The 16456-nt window shown below is 37.0% G+C and carries 16 protein-coding genes and 1 other annotated feature; of the genes, 3 read left to right on the forward strand and 13 right to left on the reverse strand.

The window, feature by feature from the left end:
* Nucleotides 1-165: 165 nt before the first annotated feature.
* From EPJ90_RS08195 to EPJ90_RS08210, 4 genes are all read right to left on the reverse strand, one after another.
* A complete protein-coding gene (locus tag EPJ90_RS08195; RefSeq protein ID WP_161637492.1) occupies nt 166-699 on the reverse strand; it encodes a DUF402 domain-containing protein in 534 nt (177 codons plus the stop codon).
* 41 nt (nt 700-740) lie between these two features.
* Complete coding sequence (locus EPJ90_RS08200; protein WP_125164344.1) at nt 741-1292, reverse strand: energy-coupled thiamine transporter ThiT; 552 nt, start codon at nt 1290-1292, stop codon at nt 741-743.
* Between the two features lie 82 nt (nt 1293-1374).
* The gene (locus EPJ90_RS08205; protein WP_161637491.1) at nt 1375-2064 is read right to left on the reverse strand and encodes a hypothetical protein; all 690 of its coding nucleotides are present in this window, start codon (nt 2062-2064) and stop codon (nt 1375-1377) included.
* Nucleotides 2065-2099: 35 nt separating this feature from the next.
* The gene (locus EPJ90_RS08210) at nt 2100-2588 is read right to left on the reverse strand and encodes a phosphatidylglycerophosphatase A family protein (protein ID WP_200542964.1); all 489 of its coding nucleotides are present in this window, start codon (nt 2586-2588) and stop codon (nt 2100-2102) included.
* A 136-nt stretch (nt 2589-2724) separates the two neighbouring features.
* Here EPJ90_RS08210 and EPJ90_RS08215 point away from each other — a divergent pair, with 136 nt between their 5' ends.
* Nucleotides 2725-4194 carry a carboxypeptidase M32 gene (locus EPJ90_RS08215; protein ID WP_200542965.1) on the forward strand — a complete coding sequence of 490 codons (1470 nt, stop codon included), beginning with the start codon at nt 2725-2727 and terminating at the stop codon, nt 4192-4194.
* Between the two features lie 57 nt (nt 4195-4251).
* Nucleotides 4252-4863 carry a superoxide dismutase gene (locus EPJ90_RS08220; protein ID WP_161637488.1) on the forward strand — a complete coding sequence of 204 codons (612 nt, stop codon included), beginning with the start codon at nt 4252-4254 and terminating at the stop codon, nt 4861-4863.
* A gap of 101 nt (nt 4864-4964) precedes the next feature.
* Here EPJ90_RS08220 and EPJ90_RS08225 read toward each other — a convergent pair whose 3' ends face one another.
* From EPJ90_RS08225 to EPJ90_RS08265, 9 genes are all read right to left on the reverse strand, one after another.
* Nucleotides 4965-5402 (reverse strand): GNAT family N-acetyltransferase, encoded by a 438-nt coding sequence (locus tag EPJ90_RS08225; protein WP_161637487.1) that lies wholly within the window; start codon nt 5400-5402, stop codon nt 4965-4967.
* Nucleotides 5403-5411: 9 nt separating this feature from the next.
* A complete protein-coding gene (locus EPJ90_RS08230) occupies nt 5412-6119 on the reverse strand; it encodes a TrmH family RNA methyltransferase (RefSeq protein ID WP_125164339.1) in 708 nt (235 codons plus the stop codon).
* Between the two features lie 2 nt (nt 6120-6121).
* Nucleotides 6122-8842, reverse strand: coding sequence for an isoleucine--tRNA ligase (ileS, locus tag EPJ90_RS08235; RefSeq protein ID WP_200542966.1), 2721 nt, complete (start codon nt 8840-8842; stop codon nt 6122-6124).
* Between the two features lie 33 nt (nt 8843-8875).
* Nucleotides 8876-9081 (reverse strand) — a binding site (T-box leader).
* Nucleotides 9047-9529, reverse strand: coding sequence for a DivIVA domain-containing protein (locus tag EPJ90_RS08240; RefSeq protein WP_125164337.1), 483 nt, complete (start codon nt 9527-9529; stop codon nt 9047-9049). It overlaps the preceding feature by 35 nt.
* Nucleotides 9530-9538: 9 nt before the next feature.
* Nucleotides 9539-9943 (reverse strand): cell division protein SepF, encoded by a 405-nt coding sequence (locus EPJ90_RS08245; RefSeq protein ID WP_003775374.1) that lies wholly within the window; start codon nt 9941-9943, stop codon nt 9539-9541.
* Between the two features lie 52 nt (nt 9944-9995).
* Complete coding sequence (hpf, locus tag EPJ90_RS08250) at nt 9996-10538, reverse strand: ribosome hibernation-promoting factor, HPF/YfiA family (RefSeq protein ID WP_003775373.1); 543 nt, start codon at nt 10536-10538, stop codon at nt 9996-9998.
* A gap of 31 nt (nt 10539-10569) precedes the next feature.
* Complete coding sequence (locus EPJ90_RS08255; RefSeq protein WP_202606012.1) at nt 10570-11520, reverse strand: zinc dependent phospholipase C family protein; 951 nt, start codon at nt 11518-11520, stop codon at nt 10570-10572.
* Between the two features lie 65 nt (nt 11521-11585).
* Nucleotides 11586-12713 carry an alanine dehydrogenase gene (gene ald, locus EPJ90_RS08260; protein WP_161637484.1) on the reverse strand — a complete coding sequence of 376 codons (1128 nt, stop codon included), beginning with the start codon at nt 12711-12713 and terminating at the stop codon, nt 11586-11588.
* Nucleotides 12713-13450, reverse strand: a complete 738-nt coding sequence (locus EPJ90_RS08265; protein ID WP_125164335.1) for an HAD family hydrolase — start codon at nt 13448-13450, stop codon at nt 12713-12715. The genes ald and EPJ90_RS08265 overlap by 1 nt, the downstream gene beginning before the upstream one ends.
* Before the next feature lie 263 nt (nt 13451-13713).
* On the opposite strand from EPJ90_RS08265, the gene mgtA reads away from it, so the two are divergent.
* Nucleotides 13714-16302, forward strand: coding sequence for a magnesium-translocating P-type ATPase (mgtA, locus tag EPJ90_RS08270; RefSeq protein WP_200542967.1), 2589 nt, complete (start codon nt 13714-13716; stop codon nt 16300-16302).
* Nucleotides 16303-16456 lie beyond the last annotated feature (154 nt).

A 16456-nucleotide genomic window follows, 5' to 3' on the forward strand; every position in this document is an offset into this window, starting at 1 on the left:
TCTCTTTTTAACTCTGACGAGTTTTGTTTATTTATTTATCCGTATTTCTTTTTGAAATTGACGTTTCCTGTTTAGTTTTCAAAGACCATTTTCTGCACTCGGTTTCCCTTAGCGCTTGTATATAATATCCCACATCTATAGATTTGTCAAATGTTTTATGGATTTTTATTTAAATTCTTTTACCGTTAAATATTTATCGAAATATCTATAGATTTCTTCTTCGTTAAATGGATAACTTTTGCTCTTTACCTGTTCGACCAAACGGTCTTTTTCTTCGACTACAACATCAATAATTTCTTGCGAATAATTCATTAATACTTGATGCTCTTCAAACTCATCTTCATCTAGAACAATATATTTTCCATCTGGAAAAACCTTAACATCCAAATCGTAGTCTATATTCTTAAGACCCTCTTCATCGAACACACTTGGTGAAGCAAGATTACAATAATAATATACACCCTTATTACGAATCATCGAAATAACATTATACCAACGATTTAAGTAATAGAAACAAATTGCTGGTTCACGGGTAAACCATCTTCTTCCATCAGACTCAACAACCCAGGTTTTGTATGTTATTAGCACGATTTTTTCTGAATCGACATCGAGCACCGTTCCACTTGACCATGTTCGATGGAGTGACCCATCGTGTTTATAACTTTGAATATAAATTACTTCTCCAATTTTTGGTAACATAACAACACTTCCCATCCTTTAACATTATACACAATATTATCCTAATTTCTATTCTTAATTGAAGTTCGTGGCGTTAACAAAGCATTCATTTTAGGTAGAATCGCTAAAATGAATGCGAATGATATGATTGTAGTTGGAACCATATAAGTTGCGTTATATGAAACAACACCGAGTAGGACATTCCCACGATAAAACTCAGCATAGAATAAAAGCCCTGAAATTGTATGGATTATGAATCTTAATATATTTGAAACGATGACACCAAACGGTAGGGATAGATCGTGGACTTTGAGATTCGGAATGAGACCGGCGATTGAGTAGGCAGAATACGCAAAAATGTAATCAAATAGAAATTGAATCCAGTGAACCACCATGGGCGTTTTGATCATAAATTTTACGACAAAAGATAAAATTGCTACACAGAGCGATTTTTTAAACCCTAATTGATAACTTGCGATTATTAAAACAATGATACTTAGAGAAATAGAGCCACCTTGTGGCAATTTCAAAACATCAAACGTAACCGTAATATACTCCAAAACTGAGAAAAGTGCTGCATACATTGATATTGTTACAAGATCTTTAGTTTTCATTTAAGTCACCTCAATACTTTAGAATCGTTGAATTAAAACATCCTTTCTTATTATATATTTTACAAGCAAAATAAAAAAGAGGTTAAAGTACCTCTCTTAAATAATCAATAAAATCTCGGTATTTGACCCCGTAAAGTGTCTGCCCATCCAATTGCTCATAAAGAAGCAGTTTAGAATTAAATACCAAATCATAAATACGAGTATAATTGGGGACAATATCCAGATACGTCATCACCGACTTATCCTTTAGACAGGCAGTCTTTCGAATAACATGATGGTCAAGTGTAGCATACGCAAACTTGGCCTCAAATAATTCTAAGACATCGCCGACTAAAATTAAGGTAGCATTTAGATCATAAAAATCGGTGAATACAGAATGGGTTCCATAAGGAAAATCTAAATCCGTCGGTCTTCCGAAATAACGACTAAATTTACCGGCAGTCGCTATCATCAAACTCGGGTGTGTTGCATAAATGCATTCTTGTTGAAGTGTCATGAGTTGCATCATTTTCCCACTTGAGAGAACAAGACGTTCTTGATTTGAGATGTAGGGAACCATATCCTTAACAAGTACATCCGAATTGAACTCGCAATCACCAAATACACAAACTGTTCCATCTTTCATATGACTTTGGATTCTATCCAGAATAATTTTTGAGTAAAACGGGTCAAATCCATCGCTTTCATGAACAAGAACCAGCCCATCTTTCTCTACTTCCAAGCGTTTTAAAAGTTTTTCTACAGTTAGAGCAACGTCATTTGAAGAATACACAGATAACACCACCTTTTCTTTTATGAGTTATTACGTTATTGCTTTGTATTACTTTCTTGATGTTGACTGTGAGCTAATTTGCTCGCAGCTGATGCAGCAATTGCTCCTACAATATCATCTAAAAATGTATTACACTGCCCATTGTTGTGATCATTGAGTGCACCAATTATTCCAGGTTTTACTTTATCAATATAGCCATAATTCGTGAGTGCAATTGATCCATAAAGGTTACAAATTCCATAGGCGAGTACTTCATCGATGCCGTAGAGACCTTCATCACGATGTATGATGTCCTCAATCGTTTCACCACCGAAGTTTTTATTTTCGACGGAAATATCAATATTAATACCTGTTATTAACGCATGCTGAACTTCTCGCTTATTCAAAACACTGTTCACTATCGAGTGGATGTCAACCGAATCGATATCTTCGACATAGTCCTTTTGGAGAAAAACAACACATTCGATAATATCTGAAATTTCAACGCCACGACTGTTTAACATTTCAACGCATTTATCATACATAATGAACCCTCCCATATATAGATTTATTATACATGACTTTTGTCATAAAAAAACAGAAATGGATGCAAGCTTTGTTATTTATTTCATTTTATCACTGCTTGCGGTACAATATAAGGAATAATTAGGAGGTCACTATATGACATATGAAGTATTACTCGATAAATTGAATAGTTTAAACCTTGCAATAACAACAATGAGTTTTGACGCACTCACCATTGCTCCAAGAAATGGTGCAGCTTTTCGAAATAAGGCCCTATCGATTCTCTCAGGCGAATATTTTGAGCTACTTACCGATCCAACAACCTATCAGATTTTGAAGGAAAATGAAAATCATGATAACCCAATTATCGCTGAAAGTGCAAAAACACAATTACGTCAGCTCGATAAAATTAAAAACATTCCATCTGCTGAGTATATTGCATTTGATAAATTAAAATATGACTCACAACAATCATGGGAAGATGCTCGTGAAAAAGGCGACTACAGTCTTTTTAAAAACGATCTTGATGCACTCATTGCCGGTCAAAAAAGCGCCATTCGTCATCGCGAATCAAGTTTAAGCATCTATGAATCATGCTTAGATGATTATGAAGACGGGTTGCGTGAAGCGCATGTTGAAGGTTTTTTCAATAAACTAGAGCAAAAACTTGTCCCATTTATCGATAGAGTCATTAAAGCCCAAGGTCCAAAACCTGCGTTTTTAACCGCAACGGTAACAACCCATGAGCAAGATCTCATTTCAAATCTAATCAAAGATCATATGGGATATGATGCATCCTTTGGTTACATGGGACATGCTGCGCATCCCTTCAGCAGTACGTTCTCAATTAACGACTCTCGTATCACAACACATTATTACGAAAATGATTTCACCTCAAATATTTTTTCAATCATCCATGAAATCGGTCATTCAATGTATAATCACCAAGTCAATATTGAATTTGAAGGCTATCCGATTGCGGATAGTATGAGTATGAGTCTTCACGAATCACAATCACGTTTAATGGAAAATATGATTGGAAGAAGCAAATCGTTTTGGACACCACTGTATCCAAAGCTTCAAGCAATTATTCCCCATATATTAAATGATGTTGACCTCGATACATTTATAAAAGGGATTAATTATGTAGAAAAAGGCTTTATCCGAGTAGAAGCTGATGAACTCACTTACCCGCTTCACATCATGGTTCGCTATAATACCGAAAAAGAGATTTTCAATCATAATCACAGCGCTGAGGGACTTGATCAATATTTCGCAGATCAAATGACACAATTACTTGGAATTACCCCTGAAAATCCAAGCAATGGAATTCTTCAAGATGTACATTGGAGCGATGCCTCATTTGGGTATTTCCCAACCTACGCACTTGGTACAGCATACGCTGCTCAATTCATGAAGAAAATGCAAGAGGACGTAAATGTTGATGAGGCACTGTTAGACGGTAGAATGGACCTTATATTCCAATGGCTACGTGACAACATTCATCAATACGGCGGGATGTACGATACACAAACAATAATCAAGAACGTAACCAATGAACCCTTCAACCCTGATTACTACATTGATTATCTCATCGAAAAGTATTCTGCACTTCTAGGCATTTAGTTAGACCATCCCCTTCATCTTTGTTACAATTTACTTATAAATAGAGGAGGACTTACGATGACTTATAAATTACCCGAACTTTCATATGAATTTAATGCATTAGAACCACAAATCGATGCAAAAACAATGGAAATTCATTACACAAAGCATCATCAAACATATATTACAAACTTAAATACAGCACTTGAAAAGCACCCAGAATTGGAGCAAGAATCATTAACAAACCTAATTGAGAACTTAAACAATGTCCCAGCAGACATTCGTACAGCGGTTCAAAACAATGGTGGTGGTCATTTAAACCATACAATGTTTTGGGAATTCTTATCCCCTCAAAAAGGTCAAGAACCTGGTGAAGCGCTCATGAATGCAATTAATAAAGATTTTGGTTCGTTTGAAGCATTTAAAGAATCATTTTCAAATGCGGCAAAAACACGCTTCGGTAGTGGATGGGCTTGGTTAGTGTTGGATGAAACCAAATCACTTAAAGTCGTTTCAACGGCAAATCAAGATAACCCTATTTCAGAAGGGTTAACACCTATTTTAGGTCTTGATGTTTGGGAACATGCATATTATCTTAATTATCAAAACCGTCGTCCTGATTATATCAATAGTTTCTTTGAAATTATTAATTGGGAAAAAGTAAATCAATTGTACACAGACAATAAATAAGCTTACTAAAAGCACCACACAAACGACTCAATGTGTGGTGCTTTTATAAAAAACTGCAGGAATTGAGAGAATCAATAAGATCTCCGTTCCTGCAGTTTTTTTTATCGGTCTAGAATCATTTGTTCGTATCCCAAAAACTCAAATCCTAGACGTTCATATAATTTTTTCGCGCCTTTATTGCTTGGCGTTACCTCAAGTCTAAAGCGAACTACATCGGGAAACGCATCCATCAAAATGGATAACGCCTCAGTTCCAAGACCTTGACCCCGATATGCATCTTCAACAGACAACTCTTCCACCCACAACTGCAAGCCCCCAACTTCAGTTGAGAACATAATTGAGCTTAAGAGGTATCCACAGACTTTACCATCTTCGACTAAAAACCAGCCAAAGCAGTCGTTTTCTTTAATGATGTGCTTAAAGTTTCGCGTAAACAATTCAAAATCTGGTTCTCCAAAACATGCGGGACTTGTAAGAAATTTGGTTGCAAGTTCTACATATAATGGTAAATCAGAATCCGTAAACGATCTTAATTCCATGGTTCCTCCCTATTTTCGAAGCGTGTAACAGATTATTGCTGTTGCAATCGCAACGTTTAGTGATTCAAACTGTGATGTTTCAATCTTAACCGTACCATCACACAAGTCCACGATTGAATCAGATACACCGCTTCCTTCGGAACCCATCACAACCGCAATTGGATGGGTTTGGATATCTTGTAAATTGTGCGTATTCTCGCCGAGATAACTTGCAAATACAGGTACCTCCCACGATTTTATTTGAGTGATTGCCATTGCCAAGGACATTCGAATGACTGGAATATGAAATATCGATCCTTGAGTTGAACGAATCACTTTATGATTAAATTCATCGACGCAGGTTTCAGACACAATAACTGCGTCGAACCCAAAACTGTGCGCTGTGCGAATAATCGTACCAAGATTCCCCGGATCTTGAATGCCATCACAAATTAAATAGCGTTCAGATTTTTTTAATTCATAATGAGGTTTCGAAATCACCGCAAATTGCGAAGATCCCGATACCGTATTGGAGAGCTTATGAGCGATGTGTTCCGTAATTTGAATATCATTATTTTCAGATAATCCTACTGTTTTCTTTACAATTCCAGCCGTTTCAGCCTCTTGTATAAGATGCTCTCCCTCGATCAATACTTCATTATATTCATCCCGATACTTCTTCTTATTCAATTTAGCACAGTGTTTGATGAAATCATTTTGAAGTGATGTAATGATCATATCTACGCCTTGACAACATTATGACAACGAAGACAAAGTTCATCTTCACCCACAACATCAACAATATTCCAACAGCGTGGACATGTATGACCTTCCACTTTATCAACAGCGATTTCAAATCCCATAACGTCTGTTAATGCATCTTCTACAAGTTCTAGTTTTGACACGATAAACCATTGTGCATCATGTTTGCCGAGAATATCTCGCACACGACCTGCGTTTTCATCATCAAGATGAAGACGCACATGGGCTTCCAAGGATTTACCAATAATCTTCTCAGCCCGTTTTTCTTCAAGTGCTTTGAAAACAGCTTCACGTAATTTTAAGAGCGAATCCATTTCCACAACCTCTTCACTTGAAAGAACTGGATCAACCAATTGACTAAACGCTTGAAGGTGAATACTCTCATCCTCAGGTCTAAAGACACGATTCAATTCTTCAGTTGTATGAACAAGAATCGGTGCCATAATTCGTGAATAAATCATCAATGCGTGGTAAATAACAGTTTGGATTTCACGGCGAGCACGGTCGTCTTCTTTTTCAATATAAAGAATATCTTTGGTATAGTCTAGATAATAGGATGACATCATATTTGTTAATGAACTAACAACTGCTGTTGTAACTTTTTGATAGTCAAAGGCTTTATATGCCTCTTGCGCTTCTTTATTAACACGAATTACTTCGTTTAGAACATAACGGTTTAACAGTGACAATTCTTCGATGGCAATACCATCTGTCTCAATATCAAAGTTCGCAAGGTTTCCGTGCATAAATCTAAATGTATTTCGAATCTTACGGTAAGATTCAGATACTTGTTTCAATAAGTCTTGGGACATTTTGATATCAGAATGGTAATCTACACTTGCAACCCAAAGGCGTAAAATATCTGCTCCTAAAGTCTCTGTAATTGCTTGAGGACTTAAAGCATTCCCTTTTGATTTACTCATTTTTTCACCGTCATCATGCATAATAAATCCATGACTTACAACTTGTTTATATGGGGCAAAACCATAGAGGGCCACTGAAATAATAAGTGATGAATTAAACCAACCTCGGTATTGATCAGAACCTTCTGCATAAACATCAACAGGAAGTGGTGTTTTACAGTGATTTAGTGCTGCCGTATGTGAAGATCCAGAATCAAACCAAACATCCATGATATCCGTTTCTTTCTTAAATGTACCATTAGGTGAATTTGGATGAGTATAACCTTCTGGCAGTAAATCAATTGCTTCACGCTCAAACCATACATTGGTACCAAATTGTTCAACTAAGTCTGCTACATGATCAAAAACATCTTGTTCAATAATTGGTGTTCCATCTTCAGCGTAGAAAATTGGAATTGGAACGCCCCAAACACGTTGACGTGAAATACACCAGTCACCACGGTCTGCAATCATATTATGCATGCGTTTTTGACCCCATTTAGGTGTCCATTCCACCTTTTCAATTTCATCCAATACATTTTGACGTACGGAGTCAATGGATGCAAACCATTGTGTTGTTGCACGATAGATAATTGGTTTTTTTGTTCTCCAATCATGTGCATAACTATGTTTAATCCATCCCATTTTCAATAAAGCACCCAAGGATTCAAGTTTCATGGTTACGGCTTTATTTGCATCTTCAAAGAACAATCCCGCAAATTCACCAGTAACTTCAGTTAAAACACCTTGTTCGTTGACAGGACTGATTGGTTTAATACCGTAAAGTGCACAAACATTAAAGTCATCAACCCCATGGTCAGGCGCTGTATGAACACAACCGGTACCCGCTTCATCCGTTACATGATCACCATTTAATACAGGTGACAAACGGTCATAAAGCGGATGCTGTGTTGTTACACCTTCAATATCGCGTCCTTTAAAACGTTTTAAAATTTCGCCCTGTTCAAGTTCTAATTCTTTAAGTGCGGATTCCATAAGTGTTTCCATAAACACCATATTACCCTTCTCAGTTTTAACTAGAACATAATCCATGTTTGCATTAACAGAGATTGCAAGGTTTGCTGGAATGGTCCAAGGCGTCGTTGTCCAAATAACCATCTTATCGCCTGCGTCCAATACGCCTTTACCATCAACAACGTCAAATGCGACAAAAATTGCAGGGTCACGACGTTCACGGTATTCAATTTCCGCTTCAGCGAGTGCTGATTCACTGGATGGTGACCAATATACCGGTTTTAATCCTTTATAAATCATCCCTTTCATCGCCATTTCCGCAAATACACGAATTTGTGTTGCTTCGAAATCCTTATTAAGGGTCAAATAAGGGTTCTTATAATCACCAATTTTACCCAACGATTTAAAATCAGCCATTTGAATCGCCACTTGCTCATGAGCATACTTCTCACAAAGTGCTCTGAATTCATAAATCGGCATTTCTTTGCGATTGACACCTAATTTTTGAATTGCGTTTTCAATAGGCAACCCGTGTGTATCCCAACCTGGTCTAAATGGTGTTTGATAACCTGCCATAAATTTGGTACGAATAATTAAATCTTTTTGAATACCATTCAAAGCATGACCAATATGGATGTTTCCATTTGCATAAGGAGGACCATCATGCACGGTAAAAAGTGGTGCGCCCTCGCGCACTTCTTGCATTCGTTCATACAAGTTCATTTTATCCCAATCTGCTTGAATTCCAGGTTCTTTTTTATTAAGATTTCCTCTCATTTCAAAATCTGTTTTGGGTAATAACAGTGTGTCTTTGTAGTTCATATTTTTGCTCCTAACATATAAAAAAGACGCCCTCATAAGGGCGTCTTCAACGCGGTACCACCTTAATTTACAGAGTAATCTGTAATCTCAATACGTTAACGCCGTAGTACGTACTTCCTACTATAATTTCAAAAGTAAGGTTCACAAGTGATACTAAAACGGATTGTTACTTGTTTTCACCAGCCACAAGCTCTCTGAAACAATTTATCGTTTTAATGTGTCTTGATCTTCACCAATAAGTTTGGAATTGGGCGCATCTGGCAAGGTTAAATCGTCAATTGCCACCTCTAATTCCATTAATTTTTCTTTTAATTCGTCACGGAGTTCGTTTGATTCATTTGAAATACGAGCTATTTCAACGAGTACTTGACGCGATGTAGACATCGCCTCACGAACAATCATGTCCGCATTCATATAGGCTGTATCGATAATTGAATTTGCTTCCCGTAAGGCAAGCCGCGACATTTCTTCTGCAGCTTTCTCACGAACACCACTTTCGCTTACCAATTGTTGATATCGCTTTTTGATTATATCACGTTGTTCCTGTAATGACTCCACTTGTTTTTGATAAAGTTCAATTTGTTTTGTTAATATCGTTTTATCATGTTCCAAATTCGCAATCATTTGATCAACTTCAAAGCGATCATACCCTTGGCGCATCACTCTAAATTTGGGTTTATGAGACATACTCAATTACTATTGATCTAAATCTTCAAGGTTCATACTAATTTCCCCTTGAACTCCTATTGTACGTGGTGTACAAAGAATTACATTGTGGCCAATTTTTTGAATTGATCCATCAAGTGCAAACACAACTCCGGTTAAGAAATCAATCGTACGTTGTGCATAGTCACGTTGTAATCGATGTAAGTTTACAACTGCTGCACGTTTCTCTTTTAGATAACGCGCAACCTCCTCAGATTCTTCAAATGATCGCGGTTCAAATAAAACCATTTTTGTATCTGATGGTAGTTTAGGCGCTTCCGAAGATGCGCGTGGTGTTTCATATTCGCTCAAGCTCTCAGCCTCCTCGTCAGTTAGTTCAAGATATTCATCTTCAACCGGTGTAAGAATATTTTTAAGTTTATCTTTAAAGCTCATTGTTCAAACCTCCGTTTTGATAAGTATATCATATCATATTAATCGTTGAAAATTAATCGTTATCGCGATCGACTTCGAGTAAACCATAATCGCCATCAAGACGTTTATAGACAACTGCAACATCTGATGTTTCATCATCCGTATAAATAAAGAATGAGTGACCCAACATTTCCATATCTACAATCGCATCATTAAGATTCATTTTTTCAGCCACAATGGATTTTGTCTTAACAAGTTTAGATTCTTCTTTTGCCTCAGATTCCGCAATCATATTTAAGAATGCTTGTGATAAGCCCTCACGGTTTTTACGTGAAATTTTTGTTTTATGACGGCGAATTTGATCTTCTAATTTATCAACAACTCGATCGAGTGCTGCATAGAAATCTTCATGTAAAACTTCGGCACGTAGTGGTCCAATTTTTGATGTAATCGTCACTTCAACTTTTGAACCTTGAGGATAAACATTCACAACCACATTTGCACGCCATGAGTCATCTACCTCGAAATATTTGTGTAAGAATTCTAATTTTTCTTCCACCTTTTCTTGCATTGCATCTGTGATTTCCACATTTTTTCCATGAATATAAACTAACATATAAAACCCTCCCTATTATTGTTATTGTTTTTTACTTTTGATAAATACTATCATAGTATTTCATCTCACGTCCGGGTGGACGCCCTGTATCATAGCGACGATCTCCTAGAAGTGCGTCAAAATTTACAGGTTCATTGTGTTCTAATGCATCGTTTAAAGCCCCGATGCATTCATTCCCTAGCACAATGGATGACTCATAGAGTTCCATAAATGTCTCGTTCGATGTATCATCGATATTTGTTGGGTTTGACCATGTTTCACGCTTTAAGTTAAGAACGTCGTATCGCGCATCGATATTCGAATTTACGATATGACTTGAAAACGCCCACGGATAAGCCATTTTACGTTCCAGTTTTTGAATCACTGGAGTCATAATATTGTGCGGATCGTATAAATAATTCAAAATCTTTTTAAAGGAACTAATTGCTTCCTCAATTACTAAGGGTTCCAAATAGATTCCAAAAACTTGAACGAGCATTGTTTGATAAAACGAAGCAATAACACGTCGTTCTTCTTCATTGACATCGACAAATCGTTTTGGTTTTAACGATGCCATATCCCGTCGTTTTACATATGTAACCATGAGTGAGTCTAGCATTGACTCATATCGAAAATGCCAGTAACGTGTTGATCCAGCAATTTCGCCTCCGCGATAAAATACAAATGGATGCGCTAAGGTATCCAAAGACCAATGTTGAAAATGTCCGGCAATAAACGCAATTAGAATGGTTTTTCTTCGTTCATCTTTCATTTCTTTTATAAAACTCACCGCTTGATTATAAAAATCATTAACATGAGTTCGGTGCACAATCCCACCATAATCAGCGACAATTTTATTCAGTTCTTGATCTTGCCATGGAAATACTTTGTAATAAAACAAAATATCGGGTCCATTGCTCCCAAGCAAATATGCTCGCGGATGTTTTTTTATCGCTTTTTGGACTGTAGACACGTCAAGTTCATTATAAACATCGAGTGCCATCAGCCCATGTGTAATAACATTTGGTATGACGGCCACCTCCTTTACTACATTCTAACAAATAACCACTAAAGTTGCACCACTTTAACACAGTTTTCATATTCAATATATTCTAAATCAAGTGCAGCCGCAACCGCGTCATTCACAACCTGTCCGTGATAAATATTTAAACCATTTTTAATCCCTGGATCATTGGTTACCGCTTCATGAATACCACTGTTAGCAATTTTTAAACCATATGGTAAAGTCGCATTCCCCAACGCATAGGTTGAAGTTTTTGGAACCGCCCCAGGCATGTTGGTAACACAGTAATGAACAATTCCCTGGTCAACAAATACCGGATTGCTGTGAGTTGTTGGGTGACTGGACTCAAAGCATCCCCCTTGATCAATCGCTACATCAACTAACACGGTTCCAGGTTCCATAATTTTTAAATGGTCACGCGTTACCAATTTTGGGGCACGAGCACCAGGAAGTAAGACACTTCCAATCACAACATCAGCACGGCGGAGCTCATCTTCAATATTTTTTGAGTCACTATATATTGTATTGACAGCAGTTCCGAAAACATCTTCAATATAAGCCAATCGATCTAAATTCCGATCCATTACACTCACGGTTGCTCCCGTTCCTAACGCCGTTTTACATGCACTCATACCAACAACACCACCACCAATAATGACAACATGACCCCCACGGACACCAGGAACCCCAGATAATAAAATTCCCTTTCCACCATAGGTTTTTTCTAAGTATTTCGCACCCTCTTGAATCGAGAGTCGCCCTGCTACTTCAGACATTGGTTTTAATAGCGGTAAGCGCCCTAATTCATCTGTCACAGTCTCATAGGCCACGGCAATTACATTCCGTTCCATTAATGCTTTAGCTAAGGGTAAATTATCGGCTAGATGCAAGTATGTGAAAAGAATTTGATTGGGTTGCATTAAATCATATTCTTCTGCGATGGGTTCTTTTACTTTAATGATCATTTCTGATTGTTTCCAAACAGAAGCAGCATCATCACAAAGAATGGCACCGTTATGTTGGTATTCTTCATCGGTAAAGCCACTCCCAAGGCCTAACCCAGACTCCACATAGACTTCATGACCGTTTTTAATATATTCAATAACATGAGAAGGCATAATCCCTACACGTTGTTCAAAATCTTTTCGTTCTTTTACTGATCCTATACGCATTAAAACAACTCCTTTATTTTCTTAATTAATTCCTCTCGTGAACCCATCCAGTCACAATGATAATCTGAGCCACGATGAATTAAATTATCCGTTAATAACCACGTCTTCATCCCAAATTGTGATGCCATCATGTCTTCTTCAACATCATTCCCAATCATTAGACACGCATTCGGATCCAACTTATTATCACTTATTATTTCTTCATAATACATTGGGTTGGGTTTACAATGATGATTTTTCTCAAATCGAGTAATATCATCAAAATCATCTAATTCGAGACCCGACCACCAAATTCGTTTATCCGTGGCAAGTTTTGGGAAAAGCGGATTGGTTGCTAGAATTACTTTGTATCCTTTTTCTCTTAAATAATAAACCGCATCAACCATCGGTTTTGAAATCGATGTAACCGTCTCCACGATGTCATATTCATGTTCGTAATAATCATCTAATATCGCATCAATTTGAGTTTTAATTTCTGTACCAACCAGTGTTTCAAAACAATCATAAAACACCTGTTCGTTCGTTTTAAAAATATCAGTATTTTGAATCATTGCCGCACTTGATTTCCACAACGCTTTTGCCATTGCTTCCGGTTCAATAATATGCGCGACTTTTTGTGTAATCGATGTTAAATATGTTCGTTCAAAGTCATCCCCATCAAGCGGTAGAATTGTACCGTCCAAATCAAAGAGTACAGTATCAATTCCGAGTTCATTGCTCAAGTTTACATTTTTCATATGTTACCTCCCACTTTTTTGAATTATATCATAACTGTTAAATATTCTTACCATTAAGTTTCAATGTCTCCTCGATTTTATTGCTTAATGAACCTCAATTTGTTATAGTTTTAAAGCGAGGAGGTGAAAACCAATGGAAGGTCAGAGTTGCATGAACGACAGTATTAGTGAACGATCTTTGGATGATGACCCCTTGGGTACACCTCAAGAAAGTCATCGATAAATTTTGTTCATACATGACAGTATGAAGGGAGTTTATAACTATGTCAGTAACAAACAAAGAGCTAATTCAAACACTCCAACTTAACCAAGAGGAATTGTTTGAACAATTGGATGCATCTCCAGAGGGTTATACATCCAATCGAGCAGAGGAAAAGCTCGAAGAATATGGTCCTAATGAGATCAAGCCTCAAAAAAAGAAAAACCCTCTTATTGGATTTGTTAACGTTTTAATTAATCCATTTAATTTAGTCTTAATGGTCGTTATCGTAATTACATTTATTACGGATATTTTATTAACACAGGAAAAAGATTATTTAACCATTTCAATTTTAGCAATTATTATTATTATTTCTACACTGATTTCATTTATTCAAGATGAGCGATCCAGTGCAGCCAGCGAGAAACTTTTAAATATGGTTTCTAATACAACGGCAGCGCTTCGCGATGGTCAATTTATAGAAATTCCAATTGATGATCTTGTCTTAGGGGATGTTGTCCGTCTATCTGCTGGAGATATTATTCCTGCAGATATGCGAGTAATTTCCGCAAAAGATTTATTTATTTCACAAGCCACACTAACCGGTGAATCTCAACCTATTGAGAAATTTGTTAAATTTGACGAATCCCAAATGGATGCAGACAGTGACTTTACGAATTTATGTTTAATGGGAACAAACGTTGTTTCCGGTTCCGCGCGTGCGGTTGTAATTCGAACAGGTAGCGATACTTATCTTGGACAAATGAACCGATCATTAAAAAATTCAAAACGTCCAAATAGTTTCGAAAGCAGTATTTCAACAGTAAGTCGCTTGCTTATGAAATTAATGCTCATTATGCTACCCGCAATTTTCATCCTAAATTGGATCTTTAAGGCAAATCCTATTGAATCATTTGTTTTTGCCCTCACCGTAGCAGTCGGATTAACACCTGAAATGCTCCCTGTAGTCCTTAGCAGTGGTTTGGCACGTGGTGCGATAAACATGTCTAAACATCAAACCATTGTGAAATCACAAAGTTCAATTTCATCATTTGGTGAAATGGATGTCTTGTGTACCGATAAAACCGGTACGATTACTCAGGATGATATTATTTTAGAACGATACATGGATACAACCGGTGAAGATGACATGCGTGTATTGCGACATGCTTATCTAAACTCGTATTTCCAAAGTGGACTAAAAAACTTAATTGACCTTGCAATTATTGAACGTGCAACAAGTTACAACATGGATGACTTAGTTAACTATTATACAATTGTTGATGAAATTCCATTTGATTTTGCACGTCGTCGAATGAGTGTTATTTTGGAAGACAGTAACGATAAAAAACAACTTATTACAAAGGGTGCTGTTGAAGAAATCATGAAATTGTGTTCCTATATCGATCGTGATGGAAAAGTATACCCACTCGATGATGAAACACGTGAAGAAGCAATGGATGTCTATATGCAACATAATAATGATGGTTTGCGTATGATTGCCGTTGCACAAAAAAATGAACTACCAACAGATCATGAATTCAGTGTCGAAGATGAAAAAGATCTCGTACTCATTGGTTTTATTGGATTCCTTGATCCACCTAAAGAAAGCGCAAAACCAACGATCGAGAGTTTAAATCGTCATGGTGTCGATGTTGTTGTTATCACCGGAGATAGTTTAGGTGTAGCTAAGAAAGTATGTAGTAAAGTTGGGATTGATACAGAAGTAACATATATGGGCAAAGATATTGAAGAAATGAGTGATGAACAACTTCAAGCCGTTGTAGGTACATGTCATCTCTTCGCTAAAATATCACCCGTTCAAAAACAACGTATTGTGGAAGCATTCCAGGCAAACAATCATACAGTTGGTTTCTTAGGCGATGGTATCAACGATGCCCTTGCATTAAAACAAGCTGATGTTGGAATCTCAGTTGATACTGCGGTTGACATTGCCAAAGAAAGTGCCGACATTATTCTTCTTAAAAAAGACCTAACGGTTTTAGAAAAGGGAATCATGGAAGGCCGAAAGACAATTGTTAATATGATTAAGTACTTAGAAATGGCTGTTAGTGGTAATGTCGGAAATATGATTTCCGTAATCGTTGCAAGTATCTTCTTGCCTTTCTTACCGCTGTTACCCGTTCATATTCTTGTTCAAAACTTACTCAGTGATCTTGCTCAAACAGGGATTCCATTTGATAATTGCGACGAATCAGATCTCGATAAACCACGCAAACTTGAATCGGATCGATTGATACACTTTATGTCCGTATTTGGACCTTTAAGTTCAGTATTTGATATCCTGTGCTTTATCACACTATGGTATGTGCTCGGCGTAAATACTGCCGAACAAGCGACCTTATTCCAAACATTCTGGTTTACATTTGGAATCTTATCGCAAGCACTCATTATCTTTGTAATTCGTGCTAAAAAACCGTTCTCATTCAAGAACAAACCTGCTTCGATCTTAGTAGGCGTCTCAGCACTTGCTGTACTTATTACATTAATCTTCGTTCTAACTCCGCTTGCTCAGTCAATTGAACTTCAAGTTTTAAGTTTAAATCATCTAGCATACGTTCTTGGAATCGTCGGTCTCTATCTTGTAACAACAGCAATTGTTAAGAAATTTGTTTGGACACCTTTAGATTAAACGAAAAGCCCTTTATCTAGATAAAGGGCTTTCCTAAATTCAAATCTCAACCGCACCACCCAAGGTGCGGTTGTTTTTGTATAATAAAAGGAGCCCACCCGACTAAAAGGAGCTCCCATATGAAGTATAAACAATTAGATAAAAAAATGAAAGA

The sequence above is a fragment of the Erysipelothrix sp. strain 2 (EsS2-7-Brazil) genome, from assembly GCF_016617655.1.
Classification (GTDB): Bacteria; Bacillota_I; Bacilli_A; order Erysipelotrichales; family Erysipelotrichaceae; genus Erysipelothrix; species Erysipelothrix piscisicarius.

Excerpts from the sequence above, each read along its gene's own strand:
- ald (WP_161637484.1), bottom strand. The coding sequence starts at position 12,713 with ATGCGTATAGGATCAGTAAAAGAACGAAAAGATTTTGAACAACGTGTA.
- EPJ90_RS08220 (WP_161637488.1), top strand. The coding sequence starts at position 4,252 with ATGACTTATAAATTACCCGAACTTTCATATGAATTTAATGCATTAGAA.
- EPJ90_RS08210 (WP_200542964.1), bottom strand. The coding sequence starts at position 2,588 with ATGTATGATAAATGCGTTGAAATGTTAAACAGTCGTGGCGTTGAAATT.
- hpf (WP_003775373.1), bottom strand. The coding sequence starts at position 10,538 with ATGTTAGTTTATATTCATGGAAAAAATGTGGAAATCACAGATGCAATG.
- EPJ90_RS08200 (WP_125164344.1), bottom strand. The coding sequence starts at position 1,292 with ATGAAAACTAAAGATCTTGTAACAATATCAATGTATGCAGCACTTTTC.
- EPJ90_RS08215 (WP_200542965.1), top strand. The coding sequence starts at position 2,725 with ATGACATATGAAGTATTACTCGATAAATTGAATAGTTTAAACCTTGCA.
- mgtA (WP_200542967.1), top strand. The coding sequence starts at position 13,714 with ATGTCAGTAACAAACAAAGAGCTAATTCAAACACTCCAACTTAACCAA.
- EPJ90_RS08195 (WP_161637492.1), bottom strand. The coding sequence starts at position 699 with ATGTTACCAAAAATTGGAGAAGTAATTTATATTCAAAGTTATAAACAC.
- EPJ90_RS08230 (WP_125164339.1), bottom strand. The coding sequence starts at position 6,119 with ATGATCATTACATCACTTCAAAATGATTTCATCAAACACTGTGCTAAA.
- EPJ90_RS08240 (WP_125164337.1), bottom strand. The coding sequence starts at position 9,529 with ATGTCTCATAAACCCAAATTTAGAGTGATGCGCCAAGGGTATGATCGC.
- EPJ90_RS08255 (WP_202606012.1), bottom strand. The coding sequence starts at position 11,520 with ATGGCACTCGATGTTTATAATGAACTTGACGTGTCTACAGTCCAAAAA.
- ileS (WP_200542966.1), bottom strand. The coding sequence starts at position 8,842 with ATGAACTACAAAGACACACTGTTATTACCCAAAACAGATTTTGAAATG.
- EPJ90_RS08225 (WP_161637487.1), bottom strand. The coding sequence starts at position 5,402 with ATGGAATTAAGATCGTTTACGGATTCTGATTTACCATTATATGTAGAA.
- EPJ90_RS08265 (WP_125164335.1), bottom strand. The coding sequence starts at position 13,450 with ATGAAAAATGTAAACTTGAGCAATGAACTCGGAATTGATACTGTACTC.
- EPJ90_RS08245 (WP_003775374.1), bottom strand. The coding sequence starts at position 9,943 with ATGAGCTTTAAAGATAAACTTAAAAATATTCTTACACCGGTTGAAGAT.